The sequence below is a fragment of the Streptomyces sp. NPDC029956 genome (assembly GCF_055574655.1).
The window spans coordinates 43,772-69,510 of the sequence record NZ_JBVHZJ010000033.1 but is presented as its reverse complement, the minus strand read 5'-3'; the positions used below and the strand labels follow the sequence as shown (position 1 = coordinate 69,510).

At 70.1% G+C, this 25,739-nt stretch carries 17 protein-coding genes and 3 pseudogenes; 13 read left to right on the top strand and 7 right to left on the bottom strand.

What is annotated here, in order from left to right; translation table 11 throughout:
• Nucleotides 1–48: 48 nt before the first annotated feature.
• A pseudogene (locus ACZ4XX_RS24815) lies at nt 49–353 on the top strand (IS630 family transposase); the annotation flags it as partial.
• A 568-nt stretch (nt 354–921) separates the two neighbouring features.
• The gene (locus ACZ4XX_RS24810; protein ID WP_468510064.1) at nt 922–1,371 is read left to right on the top strand and encodes a hypothetical protein; all 450 of its coding nucleotides are present in this window, start codon (nt 922–924) and stop codon (nt 1,369–1,371) included.
• Nucleotides 1,372–1,402: 31 nt separating this feature from the next.
• Here the strand turns inward: ACZ4XX_RS24810 and ACZ4XX_RS24805 are convergent, their stop codons facing one another.
• Nucleotides 1,403–2,422, bottom strand: a complete 1,020-nt coding sequence (locus ACZ4XX_RS24805; protein ID WP_468510063.1) for a translation initiation factor 2 — start codon at nt 2,420–2,422, stop codon at nt 1,403–1,405.
• Between the two features lie 344 nt (nt 2,423–2,766).
• Between ACZ4XX_RS24805 and ACZ4XX_RS24800 the strand changes: the two genes are divergently transcribed.
• The 11 genes and pseudogenes from ACZ4XX_RS24800 to ACZ4XX_RS24750 all read left to right on the top strand — a co-directional run bounded on the left by ACZ4XX_RS24800 (nt 2,767) and on the right by ACZ4XX_RS24750 (nt 18,590).
• A complete protein-coding gene (locus ACZ4XX_RS24800; RefSeq protein WP_468510062.1) occupies nt 2,767–6,957 on the top strand; it encodes an AAA family ATPase in 4,191 nt (1,396 codons plus the stop codon).
• Between the two features lie 32 nt (nt 6,958–6,989).
• On the top strand, nt 6,990–8,336 hold the full coding sequence (locus ACZ4XX_RS24795) for an esterase/lipase family protein (protein ID WP_468510061.1): 1,347 nt from the start codon (nt 6,990–6,992) through the stop codon (nt 8,334–8,336).
• A 1,338-nt stretch (nt 8,337–9,674) separates the two neighbouring features.
• Entirely contained in the window at nt 9,675–12,248 is a 2,574-nt protein-coding gene (locus ACZ4XX_RS24790; RefSeq protein WP_468510060.1) for a tetratricopeptide repeat protein, read from the top strand.
• A gap of 572 nt (nt 12,249–12,820) precedes the next feature.
• A complete protein-coding gene (locus tag ACZ4XX_RS24785) occupies nt 12,821–13,003 on the top strand; it encodes a hypothetical protein (RefSeq protein WP_468510059.1) in 183 nt (60 codons plus the stop codon).
• A 562-nt stretch (nt 13,004–13,565) separates the two neighbouring features.
• A pseudogene (locus ACZ4XX_RS24780) lies at nt 13,566–13,760 on the top strand (MobF family relaxase); the annotation flags it as partial.
• 95 nt (nt 13,761–13,855) lie between these two features.
• Nucleotides 13,856–14,734 (top strand): MobF family relaxase, encoded by an 879-nt coding sequence (mobF, locus tag ACZ4XX_RS24775; protein ID WP_468510058.1) that lies wholly within the window; start codon nt 13,856–13,858, stop codon nt 14,732–14,734.
• Nucleotides 14,734–15,531 carry a hypothetical protein gene (locus tag ACZ4XX_RS24770; RefSeq protein WP_468510057.1) on the top strand — a complete coding sequence of 266 codons (798 nt, stop codon included), beginning with the start codon at nt 14,734–14,736 and terminating at the stop codon, nt 15,529–15,531. The genes mobF and ACZ4XX_RS24770 overlap by 1 nt, the downstream gene beginning before the upstream one ends.
• A gap of 257 nt (nt 15,532–15,788) precedes the next feature.
• On the top strand, nt 15,789–16,073 hold the full coding sequence (locus ACZ4XX_RS24765) for a hypothetical protein (RefSeq protein WP_468510056.1): 285 nt from the start codon (nt 15,789–15,791) through the stop codon (nt 16,071–16,073).
• Nucleotides 16,074–16,210: 137 nt separating this feature from the next.
• The gene (locus tag ACZ4XX_RS24760) at nt 16,211–16,507 is read left to right on the top strand and encodes a hypothetical protein (protein ID WP_468510055.1); all 297 of its coding nucleotides are present in this window, start codon (nt 16,211–16,213) and stop codon (nt 16,505–16,507) included.
• Nucleotides 16,508–16,788: 281 nt separating this feature from the next.
• Nucleotides 16,789–18,066 carry a phage baseplate protein gene (locus ACZ4XX_RS24755; protein WP_468510054.1) on the top strand — a complete coding sequence of 426 codons (1,278 nt, stop codon included), beginning with the start codon at nt 16,789–16,791 and terminating at the stop codon, nt 18,064–18,066.
• A 59-nt stretch (nt 18,067–18,125) separates the two neighbouring features.
• Nucleotides 18,126–18,590: a hypothetical protein gene (locus tag ACZ4XX_RS24750; RefSeq protein ID WP_468510053.1), complete on the top strand. Its 465-nt coding sequence runs from the start codon at nt 18,126–18,128 to the stop codon at nt 18,588–18,590.
• 21 nt (nt 18,591–18,611) lie between these two features.
• Here ACZ4XX_RS24750 and ACZ4XX_RS24745 read toward each other — a convergent pair.
• The 6 genes and pseudogenes from ACZ4XX_RS24745 to ACZ4XX_RS24720 form a co-directional block, all read right to left on the bottom strand.
• Nucleotides 18,612–18,924 (bottom strand): annotated as a pseudogene (locus ACZ4XX_RS24745) (IS5 family transposase); the annotation flags it as partial.
• A gap of 221 nt (nt 18,925–19,145) precedes the next feature.
• Nucleotides 19,146–19,787, bottom strand: a complete 642-nt coding sequence (locus ACZ4XX_RS24740; protein ID WP_468510052.1) for a LutC/YkgG family protein — start codon at nt 19,785–19,787, stop codon at nt 19,146–19,148.
• Nucleotides 19,784–21,220, bottom strand: a complete 1,437-nt coding sequence (locus ACZ4XX_RS24735; RefSeq protein ID WP_468510051.1) for a LutB/LldF family L-lactate oxidation iron-sulfur protein — start codon at nt 21,218–21,220, stop codon at nt 19,784–19,786. The genes ACZ4XX_RS24740 and ACZ4XX_RS24735 overlap by 4 nt, the downstream gene beginning before the upstream one ends.
• The gene (locus ACZ4XX_RS24730) at nt 21,217–21,972 is read right to left on the bottom strand and encodes a (Fe-S)-binding protein (protein ID WP_468510050.1); all 756 of its coding nucleotides are present in this window, start codon (nt 21,970–21,972) and stop codon (nt 21,217–21,219) included. The genes ACZ4XX_RS24735 and ACZ4XX_RS24730 overlap by 4 nt, the downstream gene beginning before the upstream one ends.
• Nucleotides 21,972–23,471: a rhamnulokinase gene (locus ACZ4XX_RS24725; protein WP_468510049.1), complete on the bottom strand. Its 1,500-nt coding sequence runs from the start codon at nt 23,469–23,471 to the stop codon at nt 21,972–21,974. Before ACZ4XX_RS24725 ends, ACZ4XX_RS24730 begins: the two co-directional genes overlap by 1 nt.
• A 176-nt stretch (nt 23,472–23,647) precedes the next feature.
• On the bottom strand, nt 23,648–25,687 hold the full coding sequence (locus tag ACZ4XX_RS24720) for a bifunctional aldolase/short-chain dehydrogenase (RefSeq protein ID WP_468510048.1): 2,040 nt from the start codon (nt 25,685–25,687) through the stop codon (nt 23,648–23,650).
• Between the last annotated feature and the right edge of the window lie 52 nt (nt 25,688–25,739).

The following is a 25,739-nucleotide window of genomic DNA, read 5'->3' as shown; positions in this document are numbered from 1 at the left end:
CATCGCATGCCCCACTGCCGCTGCTCCGGTGCGCGCTACATCACCTGGCCGGTACGGATCCGCCGCGAAGCCCTGCGCTGCCTGCTCGCGGGCCGCGGCATCACATTCCAGCGCACCAAGGCATGGAAGAGTCCACCGACCCGAACTCCGACGCCAGGCTGGAACGGATCGAATTCGCGCTGACCGAGCGCCAGGACCGGACATTCGCCTTCGACGAGTTCGGGCCACTGGGAATCCGCCCGACCGACGGGTCTTGCTGGGCCGAGCAGAGCCGTCCCAACCGGCTGCTGGCGACCTTCCACCGCACCCACGGAGTTACCTACCTCCACGGTTGCTACTCGGTCGGCGACGACCTCTCTGGGCATCGCTGCCAACCGTTCGGCCGAACGGGGCCTGCGCCGCTCAACGATGCCGGGGCCGCTGAACGCGCGCGGACGGAGGAAGCGCTGGGGCGGATGCCGACCGGGGTGGCGCGGGGGCGGAAGCCTCGGGACGGACCTGGACGGGGGCAGCGGCCTCGGCGGTGGTCTCGGCGAGGAGGTCGTGCGGGACGGCGGCGGAGAAGCGGACGGCCCGTCCCGGCTTGTCGAGGTCCCCTCCTTCGAGGTGTCACCTTCCCAGCTGCACCCGCGGAGACCGCTTTACGCTGCCCCTGGACCTGAGCGTGAGGGTGACGGAGCGCTGGTCCAGGCCGTCGACGAGCTGGGGAGCGAGGGCGAGTTCGTCCCCGACGCGCCCCCGGTTGGCGAAGGAGACGCCGAGGCGGACCGGCATCATGGAATGCTCGCTGGCGGCGCCGTGCCGTTGGACATAGCGATCTCGTTGCGGCCTGACCGGGCCAAAGGAGATGGATCCGCCGGAGGGGCTTCGGCTGAAAGGATGCGGGGAAGTTGGGGGAGTGCAGCTACCGGAGGGGGAGGCGTGTCAGAGAACGGTACGGGCGATGTGATCGACGACGCGGTGCGGGAGGGGGAGGCGCAGCCGGTGGCAGGGTTGCCCGAGGCCCTTGCCAGGGAGATGAACCGTGAAATCCGGCGCTGGCGGGTCGCCACCTTCAACTATGGTCTCGCGTATTACCTGAGCCGGATCCTGCTGATCCTGGCCAGCGCCATCGTGGCCGCCGACCAGAACCTGAGTGGTGGCCACGGGAACTGGCTGATCACCTGGGTACCGGCGCTGGCTCTGATCGTGGCCGTGATGACCGCGGTGGACACATGGTTGAAGCCCCAGCAGAAGTGGCGCGGGTTCATGGAGTCCCGGGACGCCCTGGTTGATCTGATGATCCAGGCTGATGGGGGACTGCCGGCCGACCAAGTGCGGGCCAAGCTCTTGAAGCTGCGTCAGCAGCACCGGGAGCGGAACATCTTCTGAGTACCCGGAGCCGCCGACGCGGCGGGCCGGGTCAGTCGGCCTCTTTGAGCCTCTGCAGCGCACGGCGTTCGGCGGCCTCGACGTCCAACCGGCCCGACGGGGCGCCCCCGCGGGCGATGACGGAGGCCCGGACCAGGGCGAGGTAGAAGAGCGCGGGAGCGCACGGCGTCCAGGTCTTCTCGGGATCCTCGTCCAGGAGGAAGTCGAGAACACTGTCGGGATCGGCTGGGACGAAGCTGAACCGGTCGTGCTCCCACTTGTCTTCGATGCCCCGGCTGCGGCGGGCGACGAGGTCCGCGGAGCTGAGGTCGGTGAGCACGGCGCGGTAGAAAGCCGCCCACTGGTGGTTGTGCAGGTCGAGGGCGAAGGCGAGCAGTTCCAGCTCGACGGCGTCCTCGTCCTGGACGGCCAGTTCCTCGCGGAGCGCGCGCCGCGCTACGGCCTTGAGGCTGATGGGCGTGCCATCCGCCGGGACGTCGTGGATGGCGGCGAGTCCTTCGTTGACGGACGAGTTCCAGCGCTGCTTGTTCTTGCCTTCGACCTGGACGCTCCTGCGGGCGAAGACCATCTGCCCGTCAAGGCCGGTCTCGACGGCGACGTTGACGCCGAAGCTGCAGGAGAGGAAGGAGGGGGCCTCCACCGGGTCGGAGTCCGTCAGGTACTGCGAGCGGAGCGTGGCAGAAGAGTCCCCCTCGTCCAGAAGCCTGTCCAGGTTGATGGAGGTGGCGAGGAAGTCGTAGTAGTCCGCATCGCACAGGCTGATCCGCACCTGGGGCTCTTCGGTCTCGTCGGTACGGGAGGAGACGACGCTCTCCACAGCAAAGCGGGGGTTGTTCCACGCGAAGCGCTCTCCGACCGCCTGCTTGCGCTTCTGTTCCGCCTCGATCTCCTGGCGCCACTGCTGGACCTTCACCGGCAGGTCCACCCGGCGCAGACCGGGCTCGTAGATGACCGTGACGTTCTCCTCCCGGATCGGACGCGTGCCGTCCCCCTCGAAGATGTGGCAGTCCGTCTCCGTCTCCCCAATGATGAACGCGTCGCGCTGATTCATAAGGTCCCCTCACCTGACGTCCAGTAGTGTGACCCGGCACACTCGAGCCTCTGATGCAATGTCAGGCTGCCATAGGTCGCACCGCCTTCGGGCAGGGTGGCGGGGATCCACTCCGGGGGGAGTTCCGGTTGGAGCGCTTACAGGGGCACGACGGCCTGGTCGCCACAGTGGTCGTCGACCGGTATCGCGGAGACGAGCGGGGAGTCAGGGACCGCCCTCTACTGAGGGGGACGGCCGCGCGCTTCGTCGAACAGATGCGCCGCCTTGGCTTCTACCTGCCCGGGCAGGTTCTGACGAGTACAGACGGAACGCTGTCCACGGGGCGCGAACGGATTCACGCGTTCGTGGAGCGGCTCCGCCGGCAGGCGGCACGACGGAAGGTCCTCTACTGGACGGGCCACGGTGAGGTTGTGGAGGACACGTTCTACCTGGCCTGCGAGGACAGCTACGAGCAGGGGCGGTTCGACCCCCGCCGGGCTGTAGCCGCTGAGGAACTGGTCGCCTGGCTGGCCGAGGACGCTGTGGACACCTTGCTCGTCCTGGATGCGTGCTTCGCGGGCGAAGCGATACGGGCGGTGAGGGACAGACTCGAGGACGTCCGGGGGCAGGCCCCGGGCCCTCGGACCGGGTTCGCCGTCGTCGCCACCGCCGAGTCCCGGCAGAAGGCTGTGGAAGGCCACTTCGTGGACTGCCTGGAGCAGGTGCTCTCGAACCCCGCCTTCCTGGTCCGCGAAAGCGAGCGGATCTTCTCCCGGGAGCGGCCCGCGGTCTTCTTCCAGCACCTCATGCTCGGCGTGGCGGACCGGATGGGGGAGCAGGCCCTTGACTGGCGTGAGGTGCACACCCTGGACCCTGCGTTCCTGGCCAACCCGTACTGTTCCCGACCTGGCGCCGCCCTGCGGCCAGAGGACGACGAGTCCTGGATCGGACGGGAGTTCCCGCGGGACGAACTGCCGGTGTTCTCCGATTCAGGCGACAGATGGCACCTACGGGACTTCACGGAACGGCAGCACGCCGTCACCGACGTAGTCGACTGGCTGCGCACCCGGGAGACCGGCATGTACACGATCACGGGGGCATCGGGAGCGGGCAAGTCCACCCTGCTGTCCTACGTGGCGCACCTGACGGACGAGAACTTCGTGGCCACCCTGGCCGAGGACCGCCGGCCGCGGAACCTGCCCGAGCTGCGCTCGGTGAACGCGGCGGTTCACTGCCGGGGCAAGACCCTCTCCGCCCTGTGCCACGAACTGGCTGAACGCCTGCGCTCGCTGGGGTTCGGGAGCACCGGAGCCGAACGGCCGTCACCGTCCGCGTGCGTGGAAGAGATCGAGCGGCTCGCCACACGCAAGGGCGTTCTCACCCTGCTGTTCGACGGGCTGGACGAGGCGGCGGCCGGTCACTCCTTCGACATCGCCAGGAGCCTGCTCAATCCGCTCGCGGCCCGGCCGCGCGTGCGGGTCGTGGTCGCCACCCGCCCGAACTCCCGCCGCAACCTCCCAGGTGATCCGTCTGCCGAGTCTCTGCTGGACGTCCTCCACTGCGTACAGCCACTGGAGCTGGACCGGTCCGCCGGGGTGGAGCAGGACATCACCCGCCACGTCGAACGCCTCCTGGGGGAGGCGAACTCCCCCTACAACCTGCTGCCGGACGCGGTGCAGACCCGGGGTGCCGTCGCCCGGTACATCGCGGCTCGCAGCAACGGCCTCTTCCTCGTGGCCACACTGTGGGCGCGCCGGCTCCTCCTCCTGCCCGAAGCGGTTGCGGAGCACCGGCTCGACCGGGAACTGCGGCCCGGCACGGCCGTCCTGGATCTCCTACTCGCGGAGGAGCTCGACCGGATCGATCCGCTGGACCCCGGACGGTTCAAGGACTTCATGCGGGGCCTCGCGCTCGCGCAGGGCGTCGGGCTTCCCCCGGAGGTGTGGCTCGCCGTGACCAACGCGGTGCGGATCCCGGGCGGCAGGGAGTACGACCACGAGGACCTGGTGGACGTGGCCCGCATGGCGACCGGCGTGACGATCGCCGAGGACGACGAGTTCGGCACGCCCCTCTACCGCCTCCACCACCCCAGCTTCGGCGCGCACCTGCTGCAGGGGGAGGAGGAGACGAGGCGTCGGCACAGGGCCGTGGTCCGCGCCCTGATCCCTGAGTCGCCCGCGGACTGGCAGGGGGCGGAACCCTACGTGGTCCACTATCTGGCGGCGCACGCGGCCCTGGCCGGGGACGACGTCCTTGACGAACTGGTGGCCGACCACCACTTCCTGGTGGCCTCCGCGCCCGATGTCCTGGAACCGCTGGTCGCTGCCCGGTCGGCGACGACACCGCAGAGCGCGCTCTACCTGCGCGTGGCGGACGACTTCCGCGGGGACCCGTCCCCCGCAGGACGGTGGGCGGTGCTGCGCGCCACCGCCCTGGCGATGTTCTCCGCCGAATTCCTGCGAAACGTGCCGCGACCGCCTTCCGTGTTCTGGGAGGATGTGTGGAGCAGCGCCGAGCGGCTCCCGCTGCGGCGGAGCCGGCCGGCCCCCTCGGGCGGGGCGCTGGCGGTGCACTGGGAGGCTGGCGACGGGACCGTCCATGTGGCGGGCGCCGGTGAGATCGTCTCCTGGACCGCTGAAGGACACCGGACCCTGACCAGGAACACGGGCCCGGCCACCTGGTCATCGCCTCCCCGACAGCGGGGCCTCACGGTGTCGGGACAGGGCGAGAGCCGAGTGATCGCGACCCACGACAGCCAGTGCGTGCGGATCTGGCAGGGCGGGGGCAGGCACCCGGTTGAGGAACTGCACTGGGGAGGGAGAACGAACGCCGTCGACTCGGTGCACAGCGGCCAGAACGTCTTCCTCGCCGTGGCTGACGGCATCGGCCTGTGGGTGTGGCGGTGGGACAGCTCCTCGGCCTACGTCCGAGGCCGGATCAAACAGCCGCTCCACGCCCCCGGGCAGGTGAACTGCGTGGCGACAGTCGTCCGCGACGGGCGCGTCGGCGTGCTCACGGGCGGGCCCGGGGGAGTGACCTTGCGGGAGGTGCGGGGACTCAGGCTGGGAAGACCGGGACTCGAGCACGCGCGTTCCCTGACCGACGGCGCCGAAGTGGTCGGGTCGCTGGCGGTATTGGCCACCGGCGACGGCGCCGGGGCCGTGGTCGCAGCCCTTGACGGCCACACCCTCCGTGTCTGGCACATGGAGGACCTCTTCCAGGGTGAGGCGGAACTGCGGTTCCGCTCCCGCACCGCGGGCCGGGTCGTAGCCCTCGGGCACGGCCCGTACGGTGTGCTGACCGCTGTACAGGAGAACGCCCAGGCGCAGGTGTGGGACGCGTCGGGCAGGGAGCACGTGCCCCTGCCGTGCGACCACGGGCACAAGTCCCTGGCTTTCGACCCCTCGGGGAGCGGACGCCTCGCGGTCGCGGACGACACCCGCCTCCAGATCTGGGAGCCCCACGCCCCCTTCGGGGCCGGGGGGACCGCCCGCGAACCCGTCCGGGGCCGCCTGGCCGACAAACCGCAGCTGCGGATGGCGCGCCGCTCCGACGGCACCGTGCTCCTCGCCCGCTCGCAGGGCTCCGACGTGCTGACGAGCCTGCACACGACGGACGGCCGAATCGTCGCCGGGCCGCGGCTCCCGCACCCGCACCAGGTGGGCGCGCTCGCCGTCACCAAGGCCGGTGACGGCTGGAAGGTCGTGGCGGCCGGGTACCGGCACGTGCTGCTGTGGAGCCTCGGGCCCAGTCTCGAACTCCTGGAGACGGAGGAGTTCGACCTGCCGGGCGCGTACGACGTAGCGGCGTCCTCCCTCGACGTCTCCGTCACGGAGGAGGGCCGGACGTACCTGATGTGGCCATCTGTGCAGGAAGTCATCACATGGGAGCGCGAGGGCCCCGGGCGCGGCCCTTGGCGGGAAGGCCGCACTTTCGTCCTGAGGGCGTCGGGCGCCGTGCAGAAGCTGCAGCGGGTGGGAGTGCCCGGCGGGCCGTCCTGGCTGTCCCTGTGGGGTGGCGACGCCGTCCGGGTGTGGAACCTCGACCGGCCGGACACGCTGCCGGAACCGGTGCACTGCGCCGGGGCCAGGGCCGTCGCGACCGGAGTGCTCAGACGGGTCGTCCGGCCGGTTCCCCTGGTGGCCTACGCGACGAGATATACGGTGGAGATCGTCCGGTGCGACAGCGGCAACGAGGTGTCGACCTCGCTACCCGAGCAGCCCGGTGAACCGCTCGACGGGCTCGCCTTCGCCGGACCGCCGGAGCTTCCCCTGCTCATCGGTTGGAGCCGGGGCTCCGGCCGCCTCCTGCTCTGGGACGTACGGCGGGAGCAGGCGCTGGAACCGATGGAGTCCCGTGGTTACCACGTGACGAACGTCGACTCGGTCTACGACGGCCACCACATCACGCTGATGATCCAGGGCATCGCGCAGAAGAGCATCCGCTGCGACCAGGTGGCCCTGCCCTGGCGCGTCGAGGAGGACGTGGCAGCGCCCCGGGTGGGCAGACAGCGCGGGCCTGCTTCCGCCCCGAGGAGAGAGGAGAGCGTCTCGTGAGAGACGACTTCGTCGTCCTGGTCCCCGGCATCATGGGCACGGCCCTCACCCGGGACGGGCTCGACGTCTGGGACGTGTCCCTCCAGACGCTCGGAGGCGTCCTCGGGCCGAGAAGGACGAAGGAGGTGCTCAGGCTCCAGGAGGGCATCGGGGACGCCGACCCGGAACCGCCCCACGCCCTGGATGTGGGGCGCGTGATCCCCAGCGCCCGCCTGCTGCCCGGCCTGGTCTCCGACACCGGCTTCGCCGGCCTCCGGCAGAGCCTCGATCTCACGCAGGAGCAGTTCGCCGTCTTCCCGTACGACTGGCGCCTCAGCAACCGCAACACGGCCGCGAAGCTGGAGCGGTTCGTCGAGGAGCGGCTGGAGCGCTGGCGGACGACGGCCGACCCCGGACTTCATCCGGGCGCGCGCCACGCAAAGGTGGTCTTCGTGTGCCGCTCGATGGGCGGCCTCGTCGTGCGATACTACACCGAGGTTGTCGGCGGATGGAGGAACACCCGGTCGGTCACGACGCTGGGCACACCCTACTCGGGGAGCGTGAAGGCGCTGAGGTTCCTGACCGGCCGAGCGCGCTGGGTACCTGGACCGCTCAACGAGTGGGTCCACGAGGTCTGTTCGACGTACCCCTCGCTGGGGCAGCTGATCCCGACGTATCGGGTGGTGCTCGACCCTGAGGAGGGCAGGACCCGGCTTGCCAATCGAGTGCCGGTCGAGGGGATCGACCGCCGGACGATCGAGGATTCGTTCGCCTTCTTCGAAGAGATCCGGATGGCTGTCCGAATCAACGACGAACAATACGGACGGGACCGCTACGCTCTGCACGCCTTCGGCGGCGACAGACACCGCACCGATCAGGCGGTGTCCTTCTCCGCGAAGGGCAGGTTGACGTTCCACTCCGACTTCACGGGATCCGTCGACCCCGACGACCGGTCCCTCACGTACCGTGGGGACGGCACGGTGGCGGCCTTCGCGCAGATCCCGCCTGAGTGGAGCTCTCTGGGCCGCGCGCTGTGGCTAGACAGCAGGCATGCAGACCTCGTCAACGCCGAGGGGGCCGTCGAGCAACTCAGGCGCATCTGCCACGACATGCCGCTCGCCCGGCTACTCAGCTCCGACCACCCCGTCGGCGTCGAACTGCCCGACGTCGCCGTGGCAGGCGAATCGTTCGAGGTGTGGGCGACCGATGCCGACGCCGCCATGCGGCTCCGGGTTCGCCGATTGGCCGAGGACGGCACGCATGGGGAGGACGTGGAGATGGCGCCGTGCGGTGACGGCGCCTTCCGAGCCGAGCTGCAGTCCGGCCCCGGACGATGGACGGTGGAGGTCTACTCGCCGACAACCGGGTACGTGTGCCGGGACGTGGTCCTGGTCCTGTGACCGCCCGCCATCGGCGGCAGTCGAGGTCGGCGTCCAGTACAGCGAACAGGCGAGGCAGCCGGACAGGACGCCTGGCGAAGATCAACATTCTCCAGAGCCAGCTTGTCGATCACTCGGTGCGCTGCCCATTCGGCCATGGCGACATCGTCACGGCGTTTCGCCCGTTGCACCCAGAGGGCACCAGCCGCGCCCAGCCCGGCTCCGCTGAGGCCGGTGACCGTCGCGAGGATCGTCTCCCACATCGCCATGGTGGGATCGTCCGTGTCGTGCCCCGGTGTCCACAATGCTCGGGCACGGAACTGGCCGAGACCGTCGGTCATGGCGCATTTCGTTCTGAGGCGCTGAGCGCTCCCGCAGCCGACACCGCGGCGATGAGGGCGATCCCCCAGTCACTCGTAGGGCGGATCCTGCCATGAGGAGCCGACACGGGGCGGGGCCGTCGATTCAGTGGAGACGCGCCGTGCTGTCGGTGGGAGCCGGTACCGTGGTTCTGCACGACACGGCATGCCGCGAACCGCCGTTTCCGCCGCCGCCCCGCGCCCACGCCGCACGAGGGCAGCACCGCCGGACCAGGACCGATACCGGGTCCCGCGCAGAGAACTGATTCATCGTCCTGCCCGGCAGCCTTCATGTGACGTCCGGCGGGAAGCGTGGGATCCCGCCGTGGAGACGACCATGACCAAGACCGGCAGCGACCACTTCAAGCGCAGCGCCCGTGATCGCGCCCGTGCCTCCGGCCGTCGCTACCCCGACGTCCTGGCCGAGCTCCGCCGCGGCCGCCTCGCGTCGGCTGTTCCCCGAGCCACGTCGAAGGAGCCCGTCCGAGTCTGCAACGGGTTTGCCCGCAACCCCTTCGGCGTCACCCCGTGCGCTCGGCCGGCAGGGCACGAGCACACCGACGGTCCTCCTGTGAAGTCGACCCGCACTAACCCGCGCACGTCTGGCATGGCTACTTCGCGGCTCTGAATGAATGTGACCGTGCGCAGCACGACCGGTCGGTGCGTAGAGAGGCGTTCGACGCGATGGCGACTGGCCTGGTTCAGTGTCAACGTCATTCGCAGTCGGGGTGTTGCTGCGATGGTGGGGGTGGACACGGATGGTTGGCGAGGTTGGGGACGGCATGGGGTGGAACCAAAGGTGGGTGGTGGCGTCGATCGCCATCGGTGGGAACAGCTCCGGCCTGCTCTCCACCGGTGCCCGGCCCGGAAGCCCGAACTCGTGAAGTGGCCTTTCCGCAGTACCGGGGAGCATCCGGAGCCGCCCGCCTCCGGTCCCGGTTCGCGGGTGGAGGCGAGTGCCGAGCGGGCTGTCGCGATCGGGCGAAACAGCTATGGGCCCGTGCTGACCGGGGACCACGCCCGGGCGGTTTCCCTGCCAGCCGAGGCGCTGCGGCCGCCTGCCGAGGTAAGCACTCCGGCTGGGCTGGACACGCTGGCGGTACGTCCTGGCCTGTTCGTCGGCCGTACCCGCGAGCTGGAGCGGCTGGATTCGGCGCTTGCCGGCCCGGGTGGGGCGGTGGTGCAGGCGGTGGCGGGGCTGGGCGGGATCGGGAAGAGCACCCTGGCCGCGCACTGGGCGGCCACCCGCGCCCACGGCAGCGCCCCGGTCCGATGGATCACGGCCGACAGTCCCGCCGGTGTGCAGGAGGGACTGGCCGATCTCGCCGGAGCCCTGCAGCCGGCCCTTTCCGGCGTCCTGCCGATCGAGGCGTTGGCGGAGTGGGCCATGCAGTGGCTGGCCAGCCATACCGGCTGGCTGCTGATCCTGGACAACGTCAACGACCCCGCCGACATCACCCCGCTCCTTGCTCGCGCCGGGACGCGGGGACGCTTCCTGATCACCAGCCGCCTCTCCACCCCCTGGCACGGCATCCCCACCGTGGTACGCCTGGACGTCCTGGACGAGACCGAAGCCCTGGACCTCCTCACCCGCATCACCACCGCGGCAGGCCCCCGGGACCTGGACGGCGCCGCCGAACTGTGCGCCGAACTCGGCCACCTGCCCCTGGCCGTTGAACAGGCAGCCGCCTACCTGGCGCAGAGCCCACTCACCACACCCCGCGCCTACCTCGCCATGCTCCGTCAGTACCCGGCAGCGATGTACCAGCAAGGCGCCGTCGGCGTCACCTCACCCGAGCGCACCATCGCCCGGATCTGGCACATCACCCTCAACCAGATCACCGAACGCGAGCCCCTGGCCGCAGACCTGCTCCGGATCCTGGCCTGGTACGCCCCCGAGCAGATCCCCGTCACCCTCCTGGACGGCCTGGCCGACCCGCCGACGCTGCAGGCCGCACTCGGCCTCCTGACGGCCTACAGCCTGGTGACACCCGACCCCGCCACCGACACCCTGGCCGTCCACCGGCTCGTCCAAGCCCTCGCTCGCACCATCGACCCCGACGACCCCCACCGCACCCCCCAACTTGTCGACAGTGCCTGCGCCCACGCCACCACCCGACTGCACTCAGGCCTGCCCGCGACCTGGGACAACCCCGAGACTTGGCCCGCCTGGCGTGCGCTGCTCCCCCACATCGACGCCCTGGCCGACCATGCACCCCCCGACACCACCGTCACCACCGCGAGCATCCTCAACAACACTGGGATCTTCCTCGAACACCAGGGCCATCTCACCCGCGCGACCAGCTACCTCCAGCGTGCCCTCGCCGACACCGAGCGGCTGCTGGGAACCGACCACCCCGACACCCTGACCTGCCGCACCAGCCTCGCCTTCGCGTACAAGTCGGTGGGGGACTTGGGCCGTGCCATCTCCCTACACGAGCAGACGCTCGCCGACCGGGTCCGTGTGCTGGGTGAGGACCATCCCTCCACCCTGATCTCCCGCAACAACCTCGCCTTCGCGTACAAGTCGGCGGGGGACCTGGGCCGCGCCGTGCCCCTGTACGAGCAGACGCTCGCCGACCGGGTCCGTGTGCTGGGTGAGGACCATCCCTCCACCCTGATCTCCCGCAGCAACCTTGCCGCCGCCTACAAGTCGGCGGGGGACCTGGGCCGCGCCGTGCCCCTGTACGAGCAGACGCTCGCCGACCGGGTCCGTGTGCTGGGCGAGGACCACCCCGACACACTCAGCTCCCGCAACAACCTCACCGCCGCCTACCAGGCGGTGGGGGACATTGGCCGGGCGATCCCCCTGTACGAGCAGAACCTCGCCGATTCCGAGCGTGTGCTGGGTGAGGACCACCCCGACACCCTCACCTCCCGCAACAACCTCGCCTACACCTACCGGGAGGCGGGGGACCTTGGCCGGGCGATCCCCCTGTTCGAGCAGACCCTCGCTGACATGGTTCGGGTTCTGGGCGGGGACCACCCCGACACCCTGACCTCCCGCAACAACCTTGCCTCCACGTACAAGTCGGCGGGGGACTTGGACCGGGCCATCTCCCTACACGAGCAGACGCTCGCCGACCGGGTCCGTGTGCTGGGTGAGGACCACCCCGACACCCTGACCTCCCGCAACAACCTCGCGGCCACGTACGAGTCGGCGGGGGACCTTGGCCGCGCCGTGCCTCTGCACGAGCAGACGCTCGCCGATCGGGTCCGTGTGCTGGGTGAGGACCATCCTGACACCCTGACCTCCCGCAACAACCTTGCCGCCGCCTATGAGTCGGCTGGGGACCTGGGCCGGGCAGCCACCCTGTACGAGCAGACACTCGCCGATCGGGTCCGTGTTTTGGGTGAGGACCACCCCTCCACCCTGGCCTCCCGTAACAACCTCGCTTACGCCTACCGGTCGGCCGGGGACCTGGGCCGGGCCATCGAGCTGTACGAACAGACCCTCACCGACGCGGTGCGCGTGCTGGGTGAGGACCATCCGCTGACGGAAACGGTCCGAAGCAATCTCGCTGTTGCTGCTGCTGTCGCCGATCGCGATGGCGGCGAAGCGTGTCAGGTTTGACCCCCTGTGTTACAAGACTGGATACGACAAGAGCGCCCGATAGCTGCGCGGTGATCAGGGTGACGTCATGACGATCAGAAAGGGCGATGCCGCGTAGGCGCCCGAAAGCCGTCCGCGCCCTGCCGGGTCTGTGCGGGGACTGCGACCGGCGGGCGAAGGACGAAATAGAGCAGGCATGGTCGGCTGGGCCCGGGCAGCAGGAGGAGGGCCAGGTCCTGCCCAGCAGAAGGCCGGCCGCGGGTTCTCGTACTTCCACTGCTGACCTGAGCAAGCCCTTCCCGGCGTGGTGGGCAAGCCGGCGATGGAGCCGGTCCAACGGCCGTCTTCCCGCCAGTCGAACCCTCCTGGGCAGGTCTCATGATCGCTGCCGCGTCACACGCCCCCCATAACTAAGTGGAGAGGCATCGGGCGTTCGACTCCCTCTCACCTCAATGCCGCCGCCCGGCCCTTTCCGATCCGCCCCGGTGAGCGGGGCGGAGGACATGCGGGCTCCCCCGGCGGTCGTCCAACGCTGTCCGCCCGCCCCCCATCGGGGACGGGCGGACCCCTTTTCGAACACTGGGAGGACACCCATGCCCATCGACCCGCTGTTCCTGCTGCCGCTGCTCGTCATCGCGTTCGGCATCCTGTGCGCGTCCCTCGTGTGCGTGGCGGCGCTGTTCCGCGCCCACCGGACCGACACCGTCGCCGTGGTGAAGGAGCTGCCCGAGCTGACCGCGACGCTCCTGCGACTGCGGCGGCGGCCGCGCCGGTGACCCGGGTCGCACAAATGCGGTGAGGCCGACCGCGCCCGGAGCGGCAGCATGCCGCGCAGGTGCCGCCGTGCCTTCCGCCGCCAGTCGTCGGCGACGCGCGAAGTCGTCAGCTTCCCGGTGCTGGCCTGCCGGTACCGGGCCGCCCCAGGGGGGGGAGGTGGGAAAGTCCCGCCGGAGGGAGCCACCGGAGTGACCATCCGCCTCATCGGCGGCCTGCTCGCCGGGTTCGAGCTGGTGACCGCCGACACCGCGTGGGCCGGAGGCTGGTCCTCCGAGCGGCAGCGGACATCGAACTCTCACCCGGTCGCTCCAGTTCGCGCAACGCAGTTGCAAGATCCAACTGACCTATGCAAGGGCAGCCGCTACAGGACACGTGCTGGTTGCTGATGGGTGTCAGTTACCGGGTTGGGGCGGTGCCGGAGAGCGATGACACTTCCGGCGGCCGGGGCCACTTCCCGCCCGGCGGGACGCGGCCGAGAAAGTCGAATACCTCTTCCCGCATGCCGGGACGTGCACTGGATCGGCCTTTCCTTGCAGGTCAGAGCGGTGTGACGTGGTCGTCATGATGGATATCAGGCCGATCAAGCGCGGGCAGATGCACCGCTACTTCAAGCGTGAGGTCGCCGTCGGCGACAGCCTCCGCCCCGCCCGTACACCGCTCGTCACGGCTCAGGCGCAGGCGGGTGTCCCGCCCGGCCGGTGGATGGGGCGCGGCCTGGCCGACGTCGGCCTGCGCGCCGGGGAGATCGTCACCGAGGACGAGCTGTGCCACCTGTTCGGTGAAGGCCGGCACCCGCACGCCGACCGGCTCGTCGCCGAGCAACTCGCCGTCGGGAAGGAGCCGGCAGCCGTTTGGCGGGGGCCGGGGCACTGGGTCGGGCCGTGGAGGTCACGGGGATGGACCTGGTTTTCCGCCCGCAGCCGACGGTGCAGCTGGCGTGGGCGCTGGGCGACGAGGAAACACGGCTGCTGATCGAGGCCGCGCACGAGCGGGCGATCGAGACCGTCCTCACCTGGATCGAGGACAACGCCTCGACCCTCCGCACCGGCGCCCAAGGCCGTTACCTCACCCGGCCCGTCCACGGCCCGGCCGCCGCCCGCTTCCGCCACTACCAGTCGAGAGCCGGCACCCCGCTGCTCCACGACCACGTCCTTGTGTCCCTGCGGGGCCTTCGCCCGGACAGGAAGTGGGGCGCGGTCCACTCCACGGTCCTCTACGAGAACACCGTCGCGGCCTCCTCTCTCTACAACGAACTGCTGATGGCCGAGGTGTGCGAGCCGCTGGGCCTGGCGTCCGAGCCGCGCACCGTCAGCGCCGGGCGCCGACCGGTGATGGAGATAGCCGGAGTACCGCACGAACTGATCGGCTGGATGTCCCAGCGCGGCCGGGATATCGACCTGTGCCGCCAGGAGCTGGAGCACGAGTACGTCACCGCGGTCGACGAGGACGGCAACCTCAAGTTCGCGCCCGTCGTCTCCGAGAAGGCCCGCACAAAACTGGACCGGATCGCCGCCCGCAAGACCCGCCCGCCGAAGCCCAAGGCCCGCTCCCTCGCCCAGCTCCGCGCCGACTGGGAGGCGAGCGCGAGGCGTTCCTCGGGGATGCCGCCCACCTCGTCGACACGCTGCTGGAGCGGGCCCGGGCCGCGGCCGCCGCGATCCGAGCCCGCGTTGCCGAGAGCCTGGACGTCGCCCAGGCGGCCCTCGGTGTCGCCGCGATGGTGTTCGTGATGAGCGACAACGGGTACTTCCACCGCCGCCACCTGCTCGCCGAGGCCCGCCGCTTCCTCGCCCTGGTCCAGCGCGGCCGCCGCCGCGGACCCGGCCTGGACGAGCAGACCGTGAACGCCGCCATCGCTTCGCACTGCCTGGACATCAGCGAGCCGAAAACCGTACGCGGCCTGCTGGCGGACTACCGCCTCTACACCGCCCGCTGGGCCCACCCCGACCCGACCCACACCCGCCGACGCTCACCGGAGCCAGGCCCCGACGCCGACCACCGGCCTCCGGCCGACCTCACCACCGCGGGTGCCCCGGCCCTGCCGGTGGAGCCGGGGGAGTGGGACATCCCCCGTATACCGCCGCGCTACGACCGCGCGGGCATCGTCTCCACCGCCCTCACCCGCGAGCTGCGCACCGCCCGCCGTATGGGACGCGCCCGGTACTACGACGGCGTCACCGCGCACCAGCAGGCCGCGATGCCCGAGCAACTCCTCCTCCCCTTCCCCGACACCGACACCGATGCCGATGCCGAGGAGCCGAAGGCTGAGGGCGAGCCAGCGGACTACATGAGGGCGCTGCGGGCGTTCCAGGAGGCGTGTGCCAGGAAGGGTACGCAGGACCTGACCGCCGAGCAGGTGAGCAGCATCCAGGCCCGCATCGAGGAGATGACCACACGCGGCAAGGCACTCCGCGAGCGCTACTCCGGTCGTCCCGAAGATCCCGCTCCCAAGCCGGTCCTCGAGGACCAGCAGCACGGACAGCGTCCCGAGCAGCCCGGCCCCGGACATGGAGGCGCCGGCCGCTGAGCGGCGGCAACTGGTTCTCGCGATTCCGTTCCGGACCGGTCAAGCCCCTCTCCCAGCGGGGTGGGTATGCCGGAGATGGACTCGGGCAAGCCTCCCGTCTGGACGGCTTGCCCAGGGGACTGGGTTCTGCGACGACCGGGGCCGGACAGGACGCGACGGTAGGCGTGGCGGTGTCGTACGTTCCCGGGCACTCAGCTCCGGCACGTACGTCTTCACCGCGAAGACGGGCCGGAGACCGAGGGGAAAGGAACGGCACCGTGAAGATCCTCGAGGAAGGTCTCCACGTCCAGGACGGGTTCGTCGGCGGAGTGCTCGCAGACGCGGCGTTGCGTCGTGCTGCCGAGACCGCACGGCGACTCGACCGGCTCCAGGAGGAGGCGGACACGATGACGGACGGACAGCTCTTCTACTGGACGTACCGTGCCCTGCTGCACTACACGCAGAGGGAGGTGAGGGCCACCCAGGTCTCCCAGCTCGTCGAGCAGATACGCGGTGGGGTCCAGCTGGAGTGGAACGTTCCGGAACGGCTCCCCTGCGCCTGACCCTTCGGAAGGCCAGTCGGGCCCCCTGATCCGAACAAGATCAAGGGTTCACTGCCTCGTGCCTCATCCTCCCAGTGCGCAGGCGGTCCGTGCCCGACGCACTCCGGCTGTCGGTGGTGCCTGGGAGGCTGACCGGTATGAACGGTGACGAGCAGCTGCTGCGCGGCCGGGTCTACGGCCGCGACCACGATGACCCCGACCCGGGCCCGCGGCCGGACCGGACCCACGCCGAACTCATCGGCGGCCCGCTGGACGGCCTCCTGCTGGACATCCACGGCTGGTTGCCGGAGGAGGTCGACGACGGCGCCGCCCTGACCACCGAGCTGTCGAAGTGGCCCGGCAGCCGCGCGCTGTACGACCCGCGCCCCGGCGATCCCCGCGAACCGGGCCCGGGAATCGTCTGCCGCTTCCAGTACACCGGCGACACTCCCTGACCGGTGTAATCGCGGCGACCTGACCGGCTGTCCGCGGGCTCTGGCGCCGGGAGGATGGGCAGGACATCCAAGGACAGCTGCAGGGGAAGGGCGCTGATGGAGGACTTCTTCGCGAAGGTGGGCGTCGGAACCTCTATCCGACGATCGACGAACGATCGTCTCAGGCCGACGCTTGGAAGCCGAGATAGGCCAAGGGCTGTACTTTCGCGCCATCGTGGGCGCGCGACGGTAGTCGGCAGTGTGACCCCAGGTGTCGGATCTGTACGGCATACGATCTTGTCGTGCGGTCCACGCGGGACCGCAAGGGAGGGACCTTCCTCGTGGCACATTCTGAACTCATAGACCTGGCTGGCCCCTGGGGCCGCATTCTCAGCGGTACGCCGCTGAACCATGAGACACATACGCGGGCGGGGCAGGCCATGGCGGTCGACCCGGTCACGCACGAGCTCTTCGTGGTGCAGGTACGGGGCGCGCTGTCGGACGGGAACCTGTGCGTCTACCGCATCGACCGCAAGACCGGGCGGCCGATCGACAATATGCACCTCACTGGTTTCGGCCACGGGAACCAGATAGGCGCGCAGCACATCGATGGCACGACCCATCTCTGGACGGACGCAGGGCCGATGTCCGGTGACTACGGTACCCGCGTGGCCCGGGTCCCCTACCGTCCCGGGCAGACGTTCACCATGACCTCGCCCGAAGTCTCGGCGCCCTTTCGCCCCACGCCGGACGCCACGCAGACGTCCCCGAACGTCGATCCCGTCTACAACCGCCTCACCATCCGATACATCAACAGCGCTAAGGAGGTCTTCTTCAGCCAGTACCCCATTGCCCCGGTCACCGGCGATGTCACCTGGACCGCGACGAGAACGATCAAGCTACGTATGGGCAGTGGGGAGTTCTTCGCGGACTACGACACCCCCACCCCCCAGGGGTTCGCGTCGCTCGGTGAGTATCTCTACGTCTACACGGGCAGCCCGAATGCGAACAATGCCCACCTCACCGCCCTGTCCTGGACGGACGGCTCCGTCGCCGCGGGACCCCAGCACATCACCGCCGTGCCCGGACTGGACCGTCGGGAGCCGGAGGGCCTGTGTATCGAGCCGATGGGCGATGAGGCGCGTCTGCTGTTCGGTTTCAGCGGCAGCCACACCACCCCGCGCGAGGAGACGATCTGTTTCCTGTCGACGGACGCTCCGGTACAGGGCGTGAAGCTGCTGACGGACTGGACCGCCATCACGGGCGTCTCCGGAGCAACCCCGCAGACGGGTCTGATGAGCCCTCGCGGACGCCTGGTGGACCTGGCCGGGACCACCTACCTCCAGCTTCGCGGCGGCTTCGACTGCGACATCACCGCCGAAGGCCCCTTCGCCCAGCTCCCGCCGCCGCTGACCCCCAGCCGCACGGTCAGGGCCAACGCCACCCGCAACAATCACGACGGCCGCTGCGTCTGCCGGGTGGAGGCCAACGCCGACGGCAAACTCTCCGTCTTCGGTCCCACCGCCGACAACAGGATCTCCTGGATCGGCCTCGACAACTTCTCGGCAGCCTGGAGCTGACAGCCTGCCATCGCACCCGCACACTCGCCAACCATTCGTACGATCCTGGAGGACCAGCCATGCCCCATAGCCACACCAGCCGCCGCGCACTGCTCACCGCCGCCCTCGCCGTCCCCACGGCAGTGGTCGGCGCCCCTATGCTCGCAACTTCCGCTTCCGCGGCCGACGTCCCCGGCGGCATCAGCGTCGTCCACGACTGGCAGCCGCTCGTTCTGGGAGCGGGAGTCACCGCCGCCGCAGATGTCCCGGCCGCCCGAGTCGTGAGGATCGCGGGTACGGATTTCCTGCAGATGCGCGGCGGATTCACCTGTGCATTCACAGGTGACACCGTGGTCGGCAGCCTGCCGGCGGCGATAACGGTGCCGAAGCTGATGCGCGGAGTCTGTCCGCGCAACAACTCCCTCGGCATCAACTCCTGCCGCGTAGAGGTCAACACCTCCGGAAAAATCACCGTGTTCGGCGGTACCACCGCCAACGACATCACCTGGGTCACCCTGGACAGCTACTCGGTTGTTCTCGCCTGACAGGTCGCTTTCGTCTGTTGTTCATCCCGGGATGGTCCGTTTGGTGGGCTTCCTCGGGTCGCGCCAGGAGATGGTGTTCTCGCTGGTGATGCGGCGGGCCATGAGGTCGGTCATGGCGATGTGGATCACGGCTTCGGAGCGGGTGTGAAGGGTCTCGTAGTCGCGGGCCAGGCGGCGGTGGAGCTGTCCCGGGCTTGCGGGCGGTGATTTCCATGTCGATGCCGAGGGTGGCGGCATGTTCGACGAGGTGCTGGCGATAGCCGCCGTCTACCCAGACCTTGCGGACCCGGGGGTGGTCGGCGGCGGCCTGGTCCAGGAGCCGGGTGCCGGCCAGCCCCCGCTCACCGAGCCCTGCGGAGTACACCGGCTCGCTCAGCGGTCGGTACTCGTAACCGATCAGCGCCTTTCGGGTGCTGGTCGGGCAGCGTGGTTGTAGTTGATTTCGAGGTTGCAGGAGCCTCTGCCTGGGCGCAGAGGAGTGCGATTCCCGAGTTGTCGGTGCCTCGATAGAGAGCAGATCGCCGGTGCAGGTCTGGGCGGCCCTCCTTGGGGGTGCTAAGCATTGGTGAGGAGCACCACCTGGAGGGTGCGGGGACCGTGGACACCTTCGACACGGTCAAGCTCGATGTCACTGGTGGCGGAGGGCCCTGAGATCCAGGTCAGTGGGCGAGTCGGGTCAAGGCGCGGCAGCGCCTGGGGCACGGAGGCGACGGTCTGGCTGAGGGCGCGTACGACGCAGATGTGCAGGTCCGGTACGAGAGTGAGGGCGCGACGGCCTTGGCCGGGGCCGGCGTCCAGGACGATCGTCCCGGTCTCGGCGATCGCCAGGGCGCAACCGGTGACGACGGCATCGGTGGTGTCCAGGTCGTGCGGAGTGAGCGCGGTGTCCGTGTCGTGGCGCTGCTCCGCTGTCGTCGCGGAGAGCCAGGTGGCGGGCAGGCCGCGGGGGACGGCGACCGTGCGGGCGCCGTGCCGGTCGAGGAGTTCTGTGATGAGGGCCGGGATTTCGGCTTCCGTGGCGCGGTGCACGATCGCACGGTAATCGGCGAGGTTCTCGTGGAGGAGATCGAGGACCACGGCTGGGTCGTCGGGGGTGTGGGTGGCGAGGTACTCGCGTTCCGGTTCCTGGGCGGCAGACGCTGTGGCGAGCGCGGCTCGGATGCGGTTCAGGATCTGCTCGCGGGAGTTTCGGCTCATGAGTGCTCTCCTGTGCGGTTCTTCTTCCACCAGTCGCGGAACGGTTCAGCCGGCATCCCGGGCAGGTCGCGGCTCTCTGTCCACTGGCCCGCGCCCGGTCCGGGCAGCTTTTTCGGGTGCAGCGCGCGTGTCTTCGACGCGATGCGCTCACCTGCTGTGAGGACGCCAGGGTGGTTGAGTGCCCAGGTCGCCGCCTTGACGGTGGCCTTCTCCAGGCGGTGTCCCTTGCCGCCGTCATCGGCGACCTTCTCGCGGAGATGGACGAGGACTTCGGGGATGTCGATGGCCACCGGGCAGACGTCGTAGCAGGCGCCGCAGAGCGAGGAGGCGTAGGGGAGAGAGGCGTCGACCTCGCTGGAGGTGCCGCGCAGCTGCGGGGTGAGGATCGCGCCGATCGGGCCGGGGTAGACGGAGCCGTACGCGTGCCCGCCCGCCCGCTCGTACACCGGGCATACGTTGAGGCAGGCGGAGCAGCGGATGCAGCGCAGTGCCTGCCGGCCGACCTCGTCGGCGAGGGCGTCGGTGCGCCCGTTGTCGAGGAGGACCAGGTGGAAGGCCGTCGGGCCATCCCCGTCGGTCGTCCCCGTCCACGTGCTCGTGTACGGGTTCATCCGCTCGGCGGTGGAGGAGCGGGGCAGCGTCTGGAAGAAGACCTCCAGGTCCCGCCAGGTGGGCACGACCTTCTCGATGCCGACGACGGAGATCAGAGTCTCGGGGAGGGTGAGGCACATGCGGCCGTTGCCCTCGGACTCGACGACGACGAGGGTGCCGGTCTCGGCGACCATGAAGTTCGCCCCGGAGATCCCGACCTTGGCCCGCAGGAACTTCTCCCGCAGGTGCAGCCGGGCCGCCTCTGCGAGCTCGGCCGGCTCGTCGGACAGGCCCTCCGGCGCAGGACGGCCCCAACGGCCCATCTCCGCACGGAAGATGTCGCGGATCTCGCCCCGGTTGCGGTGGATCGCGGGGACGAGGATGTGTGAGGGCCGGTCGTCGCCGAGCTGCACGATCAGCTCGGCGAGGTCGGTCTCGTAGGCCCGGATGCCCTCCGCCTCCAGGTGCTCGTTGAGGCCGATCTCCTGCGTGGCCATCGACTTGACCTTGACGACCTCCCTCTCGCCGGTCGCCTTTACCAGCTCGGTGACGATCCGGTTCGCCTCCGCGGCGTCCGCCGCCCAGTGCACGGTGCCGTCGGCCGCCGTCACCGTCTCCTCCAGCTGCACGAGGTAGGTGTCCAGGTTGCGCAGGGTCTCGGTCTTGATCTGCTTACCCGCTTCGCGGAGCTCTGCCCAGTCCGCCAGCTCGGCCACGGCGACCGCCCGCTTGTCGCGGATCGTGTGGGTGGCGTGGCGCAGGTTCGCGCGCAGGGTGGCATTGCGTACGGCCTCGTGTGCGGCCTTCGGGAAGGCCGGCATGCCGATGAAGGTCCCGCTCATTCGAAGGGCTCCTCTTCCGTGCTCGCGAGGATCTCTGCGAGGTGCAGGGCTCGCTGCGGGGCGTCCTGGCGGCGCAGCATCCCGCCGAGGTGCATCAGGCAGGAGTTGTCGGCGCCGCACAGGAAGTCGGCGCCGGTGGACAGTGAGTGGTGAATCTTGTCGGCGCCCATGGCTGTCGACACATCGGGGTTCTTCACGGCGAAAGTGCCGCCGAAGCCGCAGCACTCCTCCGCCCCCGGAAGCTCTACCAGTTCGAGGCCCTTCACCGCCTCCAGGAGCAGACGCGGCCGGGCGCCGAGGCCGAGCATTCGCAGCCCGTGACAGGACGGGTGGTACGTGACCTTGTGCGGGAAGTACGCGCCGACGTCGGTCACGCCCAGCACGTCGACAAGGAACTCCGTCAGTTCGTATGTCCGGGGAACCAGGGAGTCCGACGCCTGCGCGAGGGTGTCACCGCGTCCTTCGGCCCGTGCCTTGCTGCCGATCCGCGGGTAGTTGTCGCGGATCATGGCGACGCAGGAGCCGGACGGGGTGACGACGTGTTCGTAGTCCTCGAAGGCCCGGGCCATGCGGTGGACCAACGGTTCGGTCTCCCGCCGGTAGCCGGTATTGAACTGGGGCTGCCCGCAGCAGGTCTGCGCCGCCGGGAAGTCCACGACGACACCGAGGCGTTCGAGAAGCCGGACGGTCGCGACGGCCGTTGAGGGGTAGAGCGCGTCGTTGACGCAGGTGGCGAAGAGAGCGACACGCATCAGCGGTTCCTCGGGGCGGGGGCGAGTCGGGCGGCGGCCGCTTCCCAGGCGGCGGTGTCGCCCTGGGGGGTGTAGTGCCGCAGGTACTGGGTGGAGGCGATCAGGCGGCGCATGTCGGCGAGGTCGCCGACCAGGCCGACGGCGCGGGCCTGAACGAGGATGTTGCCCAGCGCGGTGGCCTCGGTGGGGCCGGCGACGACGGGCAGGCCGGTGGCGTCTGCGGTGAGCTGGCAGAGCAGGTCGTTGCGCGATCCGCCGCCGACGAGGTGAACGCGGGTGATGTCCCGGTCGGCGAGCTCGGCGGCCTGCCGCAGGGCGCTGCGGTGGGCGAGCGCCAGGCTTTCCAGGATGCAGCGCACCACCGCGCCCTGGCTGCCGGGAACACGCTGCCCGGTGCGGACGCAGTAGTCCCGGATGCGGGCTGGCATGTCGCCGGGAGCGAGGAACTCAGGGGCGTCCGGGTCGACGAGCGAGGCGAAGGGCTCGGCGCGGGCCGCGTCGGCGAGGAGCGTCGGGATGTGCGTGGGGAGGTTCCTTTTCTCCCAGGTGCGCCGGCACTCCTCCAGGAGCCACATGCCCATGATGTTGCGCAGGTAGCGGATCGTGCCGTCGATGCCGCGCTCGTTGGTGAAGTTCGCCGCCCGGGACTCCTCGCTCAGCACCGGGGCGTCCAGTTCCAGGCCGGCCAGCGACCAGGTCCCGCAGGAGATGTACGCGAAGTTGGGCTCCGTCGCGGGCACGGCGGCGACCGCGGAGGCGGTGTCGTGCGAGGCGACCGTCGTCACGGGGGTGCGCGGGTCGAGGCCGGTGTACGCGGCGATGTGGGGAAGCAGGGTGCCGGCCGGGTCGCCGGGGGCGCGGAGCGGCGGGAACAGAGTGGGGTCGAGGGAGAGCCGGCTCAGGAGGTCCTTGGACCAGGTGCCGGTGCGGGCGTCGAAGAGGCCGGTGGTGGAGGCGTTGGTCTTCTCGGCTCCGATCGAGCCGGTCAGCCAGTGGATCAGCAGGTCCGGGACGAGGAGCAGGGTGCGGGCGGCAGCGTGCTGGGCGGTGCCCGCGCTCGCGGCGAGCTGGAAGACCGTGTTGAACGGCAGGTGTTGCAGGCCCGTGATGCCGTAGAGCTCCTCGGCGCCGACTTCGGCCCAGACACGGGCGGCGGCTCCGTCGGTCCGGTCGTCGCGGTAGTGGTACGGCAGGCCGAGCAGGGCTCCGTCCGTGTCGAGGATTCCGTAGTCGACGGCCCAGGTGTCGATGCCGACGGAGGCGACGCCGCCGGAGCGGGCGGCTTCACGTAGTCCGTCGAGGGTGCCTTGGAAGAGGGCCAGGACGTCCCAGCGCAGGCCGTCCGGCAGCCGCACGGGCGTGTTGGGGAAGCGGTGGACCTCGGTGAGATCGAGGTTGTCCGGGCCCACGCGGCCGACGATCACCCGTCCGCTGGTGGCGCCGAGATCGACTGCGGCGAACGCGGACGCGAAGGCGGAGGACGGTGGAGTGGTGGTCACGTGGATACCTCTGTGGGGCGGGTGGCCCGTCGGGGATCGGACAGGAGAGGCGGACCGGCGGCACCCGGCGGGCACGGTGTCAGGGCCGGTTCCCGTACGGCTTCATGCCGCCGGTCCGCGGGTGCGCCTGGGACGGGTGCGTCAGTCACCCGCCCCAGGCGCAGTCAAGGGGGCCGTCAGCGCAGGAAGGCGGCGGCGACGCCGGCGTCGACGGGGACGTGCAGGCCGGTGGTGTGGGTGAGGTCGCCGCCGGTGAGGGCGAAGACGGCGTTCGCGACGTGTTCGGGGAGGACTTCGCGCTTGAGGAGGGTGCGCTGGGCGTAGAACTCGCCGAGCTTGTCCTCCGCGATGCCGTAGGTGGCGGCGCGCTGGGCGCCCCAGCCGGCGGCGAAGATGCCGGAGCCGCGGACGACGCCGTCGGGGTTGATGCCGTTGACGCGGATGCCGTGCTCGCCGAGTTCGGCGGCGAGGAGGCGGACCTGGTGGGCCTGGTCGGCCTTGGTGGCGGAGTAGGCGATGTTGTTCGGCCCGGCGAAGACCGCGTTCTTGGAGGCGATGTAGACGATGTCGCCGCCGAGCTTCTGGTCGATCATGATCCGGGCGGCCTCGCGGGAGACGAGGAAGGAGCCGCGGGCCATGATGTCGTGCTGAAGGTCCCAGTCGCGGGCGGTGGTCTCCAGGAGCGGCTTGGAGATGGAGATGCCGGCGTTGTTGACGACGAGGTCGACGCCGCCGAAGGCGAGGACGGCCTCCCGGAACGCGGCGGCGATCCGCTCCTCGTCCGTCACGTCCACCGTCACCGCGACGGCCTTGTCCGGGCCGCCCAGCTCCTCCGCGACGGCGGCGGCGTTCTCGCCGTTCAGGTCGGCGACGACCACGCAGGCCCCCTCGGCGACCAGCCGGTGGGAGATCGCCTTTCCGATGCCGGACCCGGCCCCGGTGACGAGCGCGACGCGGGTGGCGAGGGGCTTCGGCTTCGGCATCCGCCGCAGCTTGGCCTCCTCCAGCTCCCAGTACTCGATGCGGAACTTCTCCGACTCCTCGATCGGCGCGTACGAGGAGACCGCCTCCGCGCCGCGCATCACGTTGATCGCGTTGACGTAGAACTCGCCCGCCACGCGGGCCGTCTGCTTGTCCTTGCCGAAGGAGAACATGCCGACGCCCGGCACCAGCACGATCGCCGGGTCCGCGCCGCGCATCGCGGGGGAGTCAGCGGTGGCATGCCGTGCGTAGTAGCCGGCGTACTCCTCCCGATACTCCGCGTGCAGTTCCCGCAGCCGGGACACGGCCTCGTCCAGCGGGGCCGTGGGCGGCAGGTCCAGGACGAGCGGCCGGACCTTGGTGCGCAGGAAGTGGTCGGGACATGAGGTGCCCAGCGCGGCCAGGCGCGGGTGCTGGTCGTGGGCGAGGAAGTCCAGAACGACCTCGGAGTCGTTGAAGTGCCCCACCTGAGGGCGGTCCTGCGAGGCCAGGGACCGGATGACGGGGGCGAGTGCAGCAGCCCGCTCCCGGCGCTCGCTGCCGTCCAGCGCCGCGTACCCCTCCAGCGGCGCGCCGAACGGCTGCTCCTTGCCCCGGTTTGCCAGGAAGGTCTCCGCGGTGCGGATCATCCACAGGGCGTTGACCTCGCATTCCTCGGCGCTCGCGCCCCAGGCGGTGATGCCGTGCCCACCGAGGATCACACCGATGGCCTCGGGGTGGGCTTCCTTGATCGCCGCGATGTCCAGACCGAGCTGGAAGCCGGGCCGGCGCCACGGCACCCAGGCCACCTTCCCGCCGTAGCAGTCGGCGGTCAGCTTCTCCCCGTCGGAGGCACAGGCGAGGGCGATGCCGGAGTCGGGGTGGAGGTGGTCGACGTGGGCGGCGTCCACCAGGCCGTGCATGGCGGTGTCGATGGACGGAGCGGCACCGCCCTTGCCGTGGAGGCAGTAGTCGAAGGCGGCGACCATCTCGTCCTCGCGCTCCACCCCGGGGTAGACGTTCTTGAGCGCCCGCAGCCGGTCGAGGCGGAGGACGGCGAGCCCGTCTTCGGTGAGGGTGCCGAGGTCGCCGCCGGAGCCCTTCACCCACATCAGCTCGGTGTCCGAGCCGGTGACGGGGTCGGTGACGGTGCTCTTGGCGGAGGCGTTGCCGCCGGCGTAGTTGGTGTTGCGGGGGTCGGAGCCCAGCCGGCGCGCGCGGTCGAGGAGCGCGGCGACTTCGGGGTGCGTGGCCATGGAGATCGGTCCTTCAGATGCGAGGCGGGAGGAGGTGAGGGGCGGCTGCTCG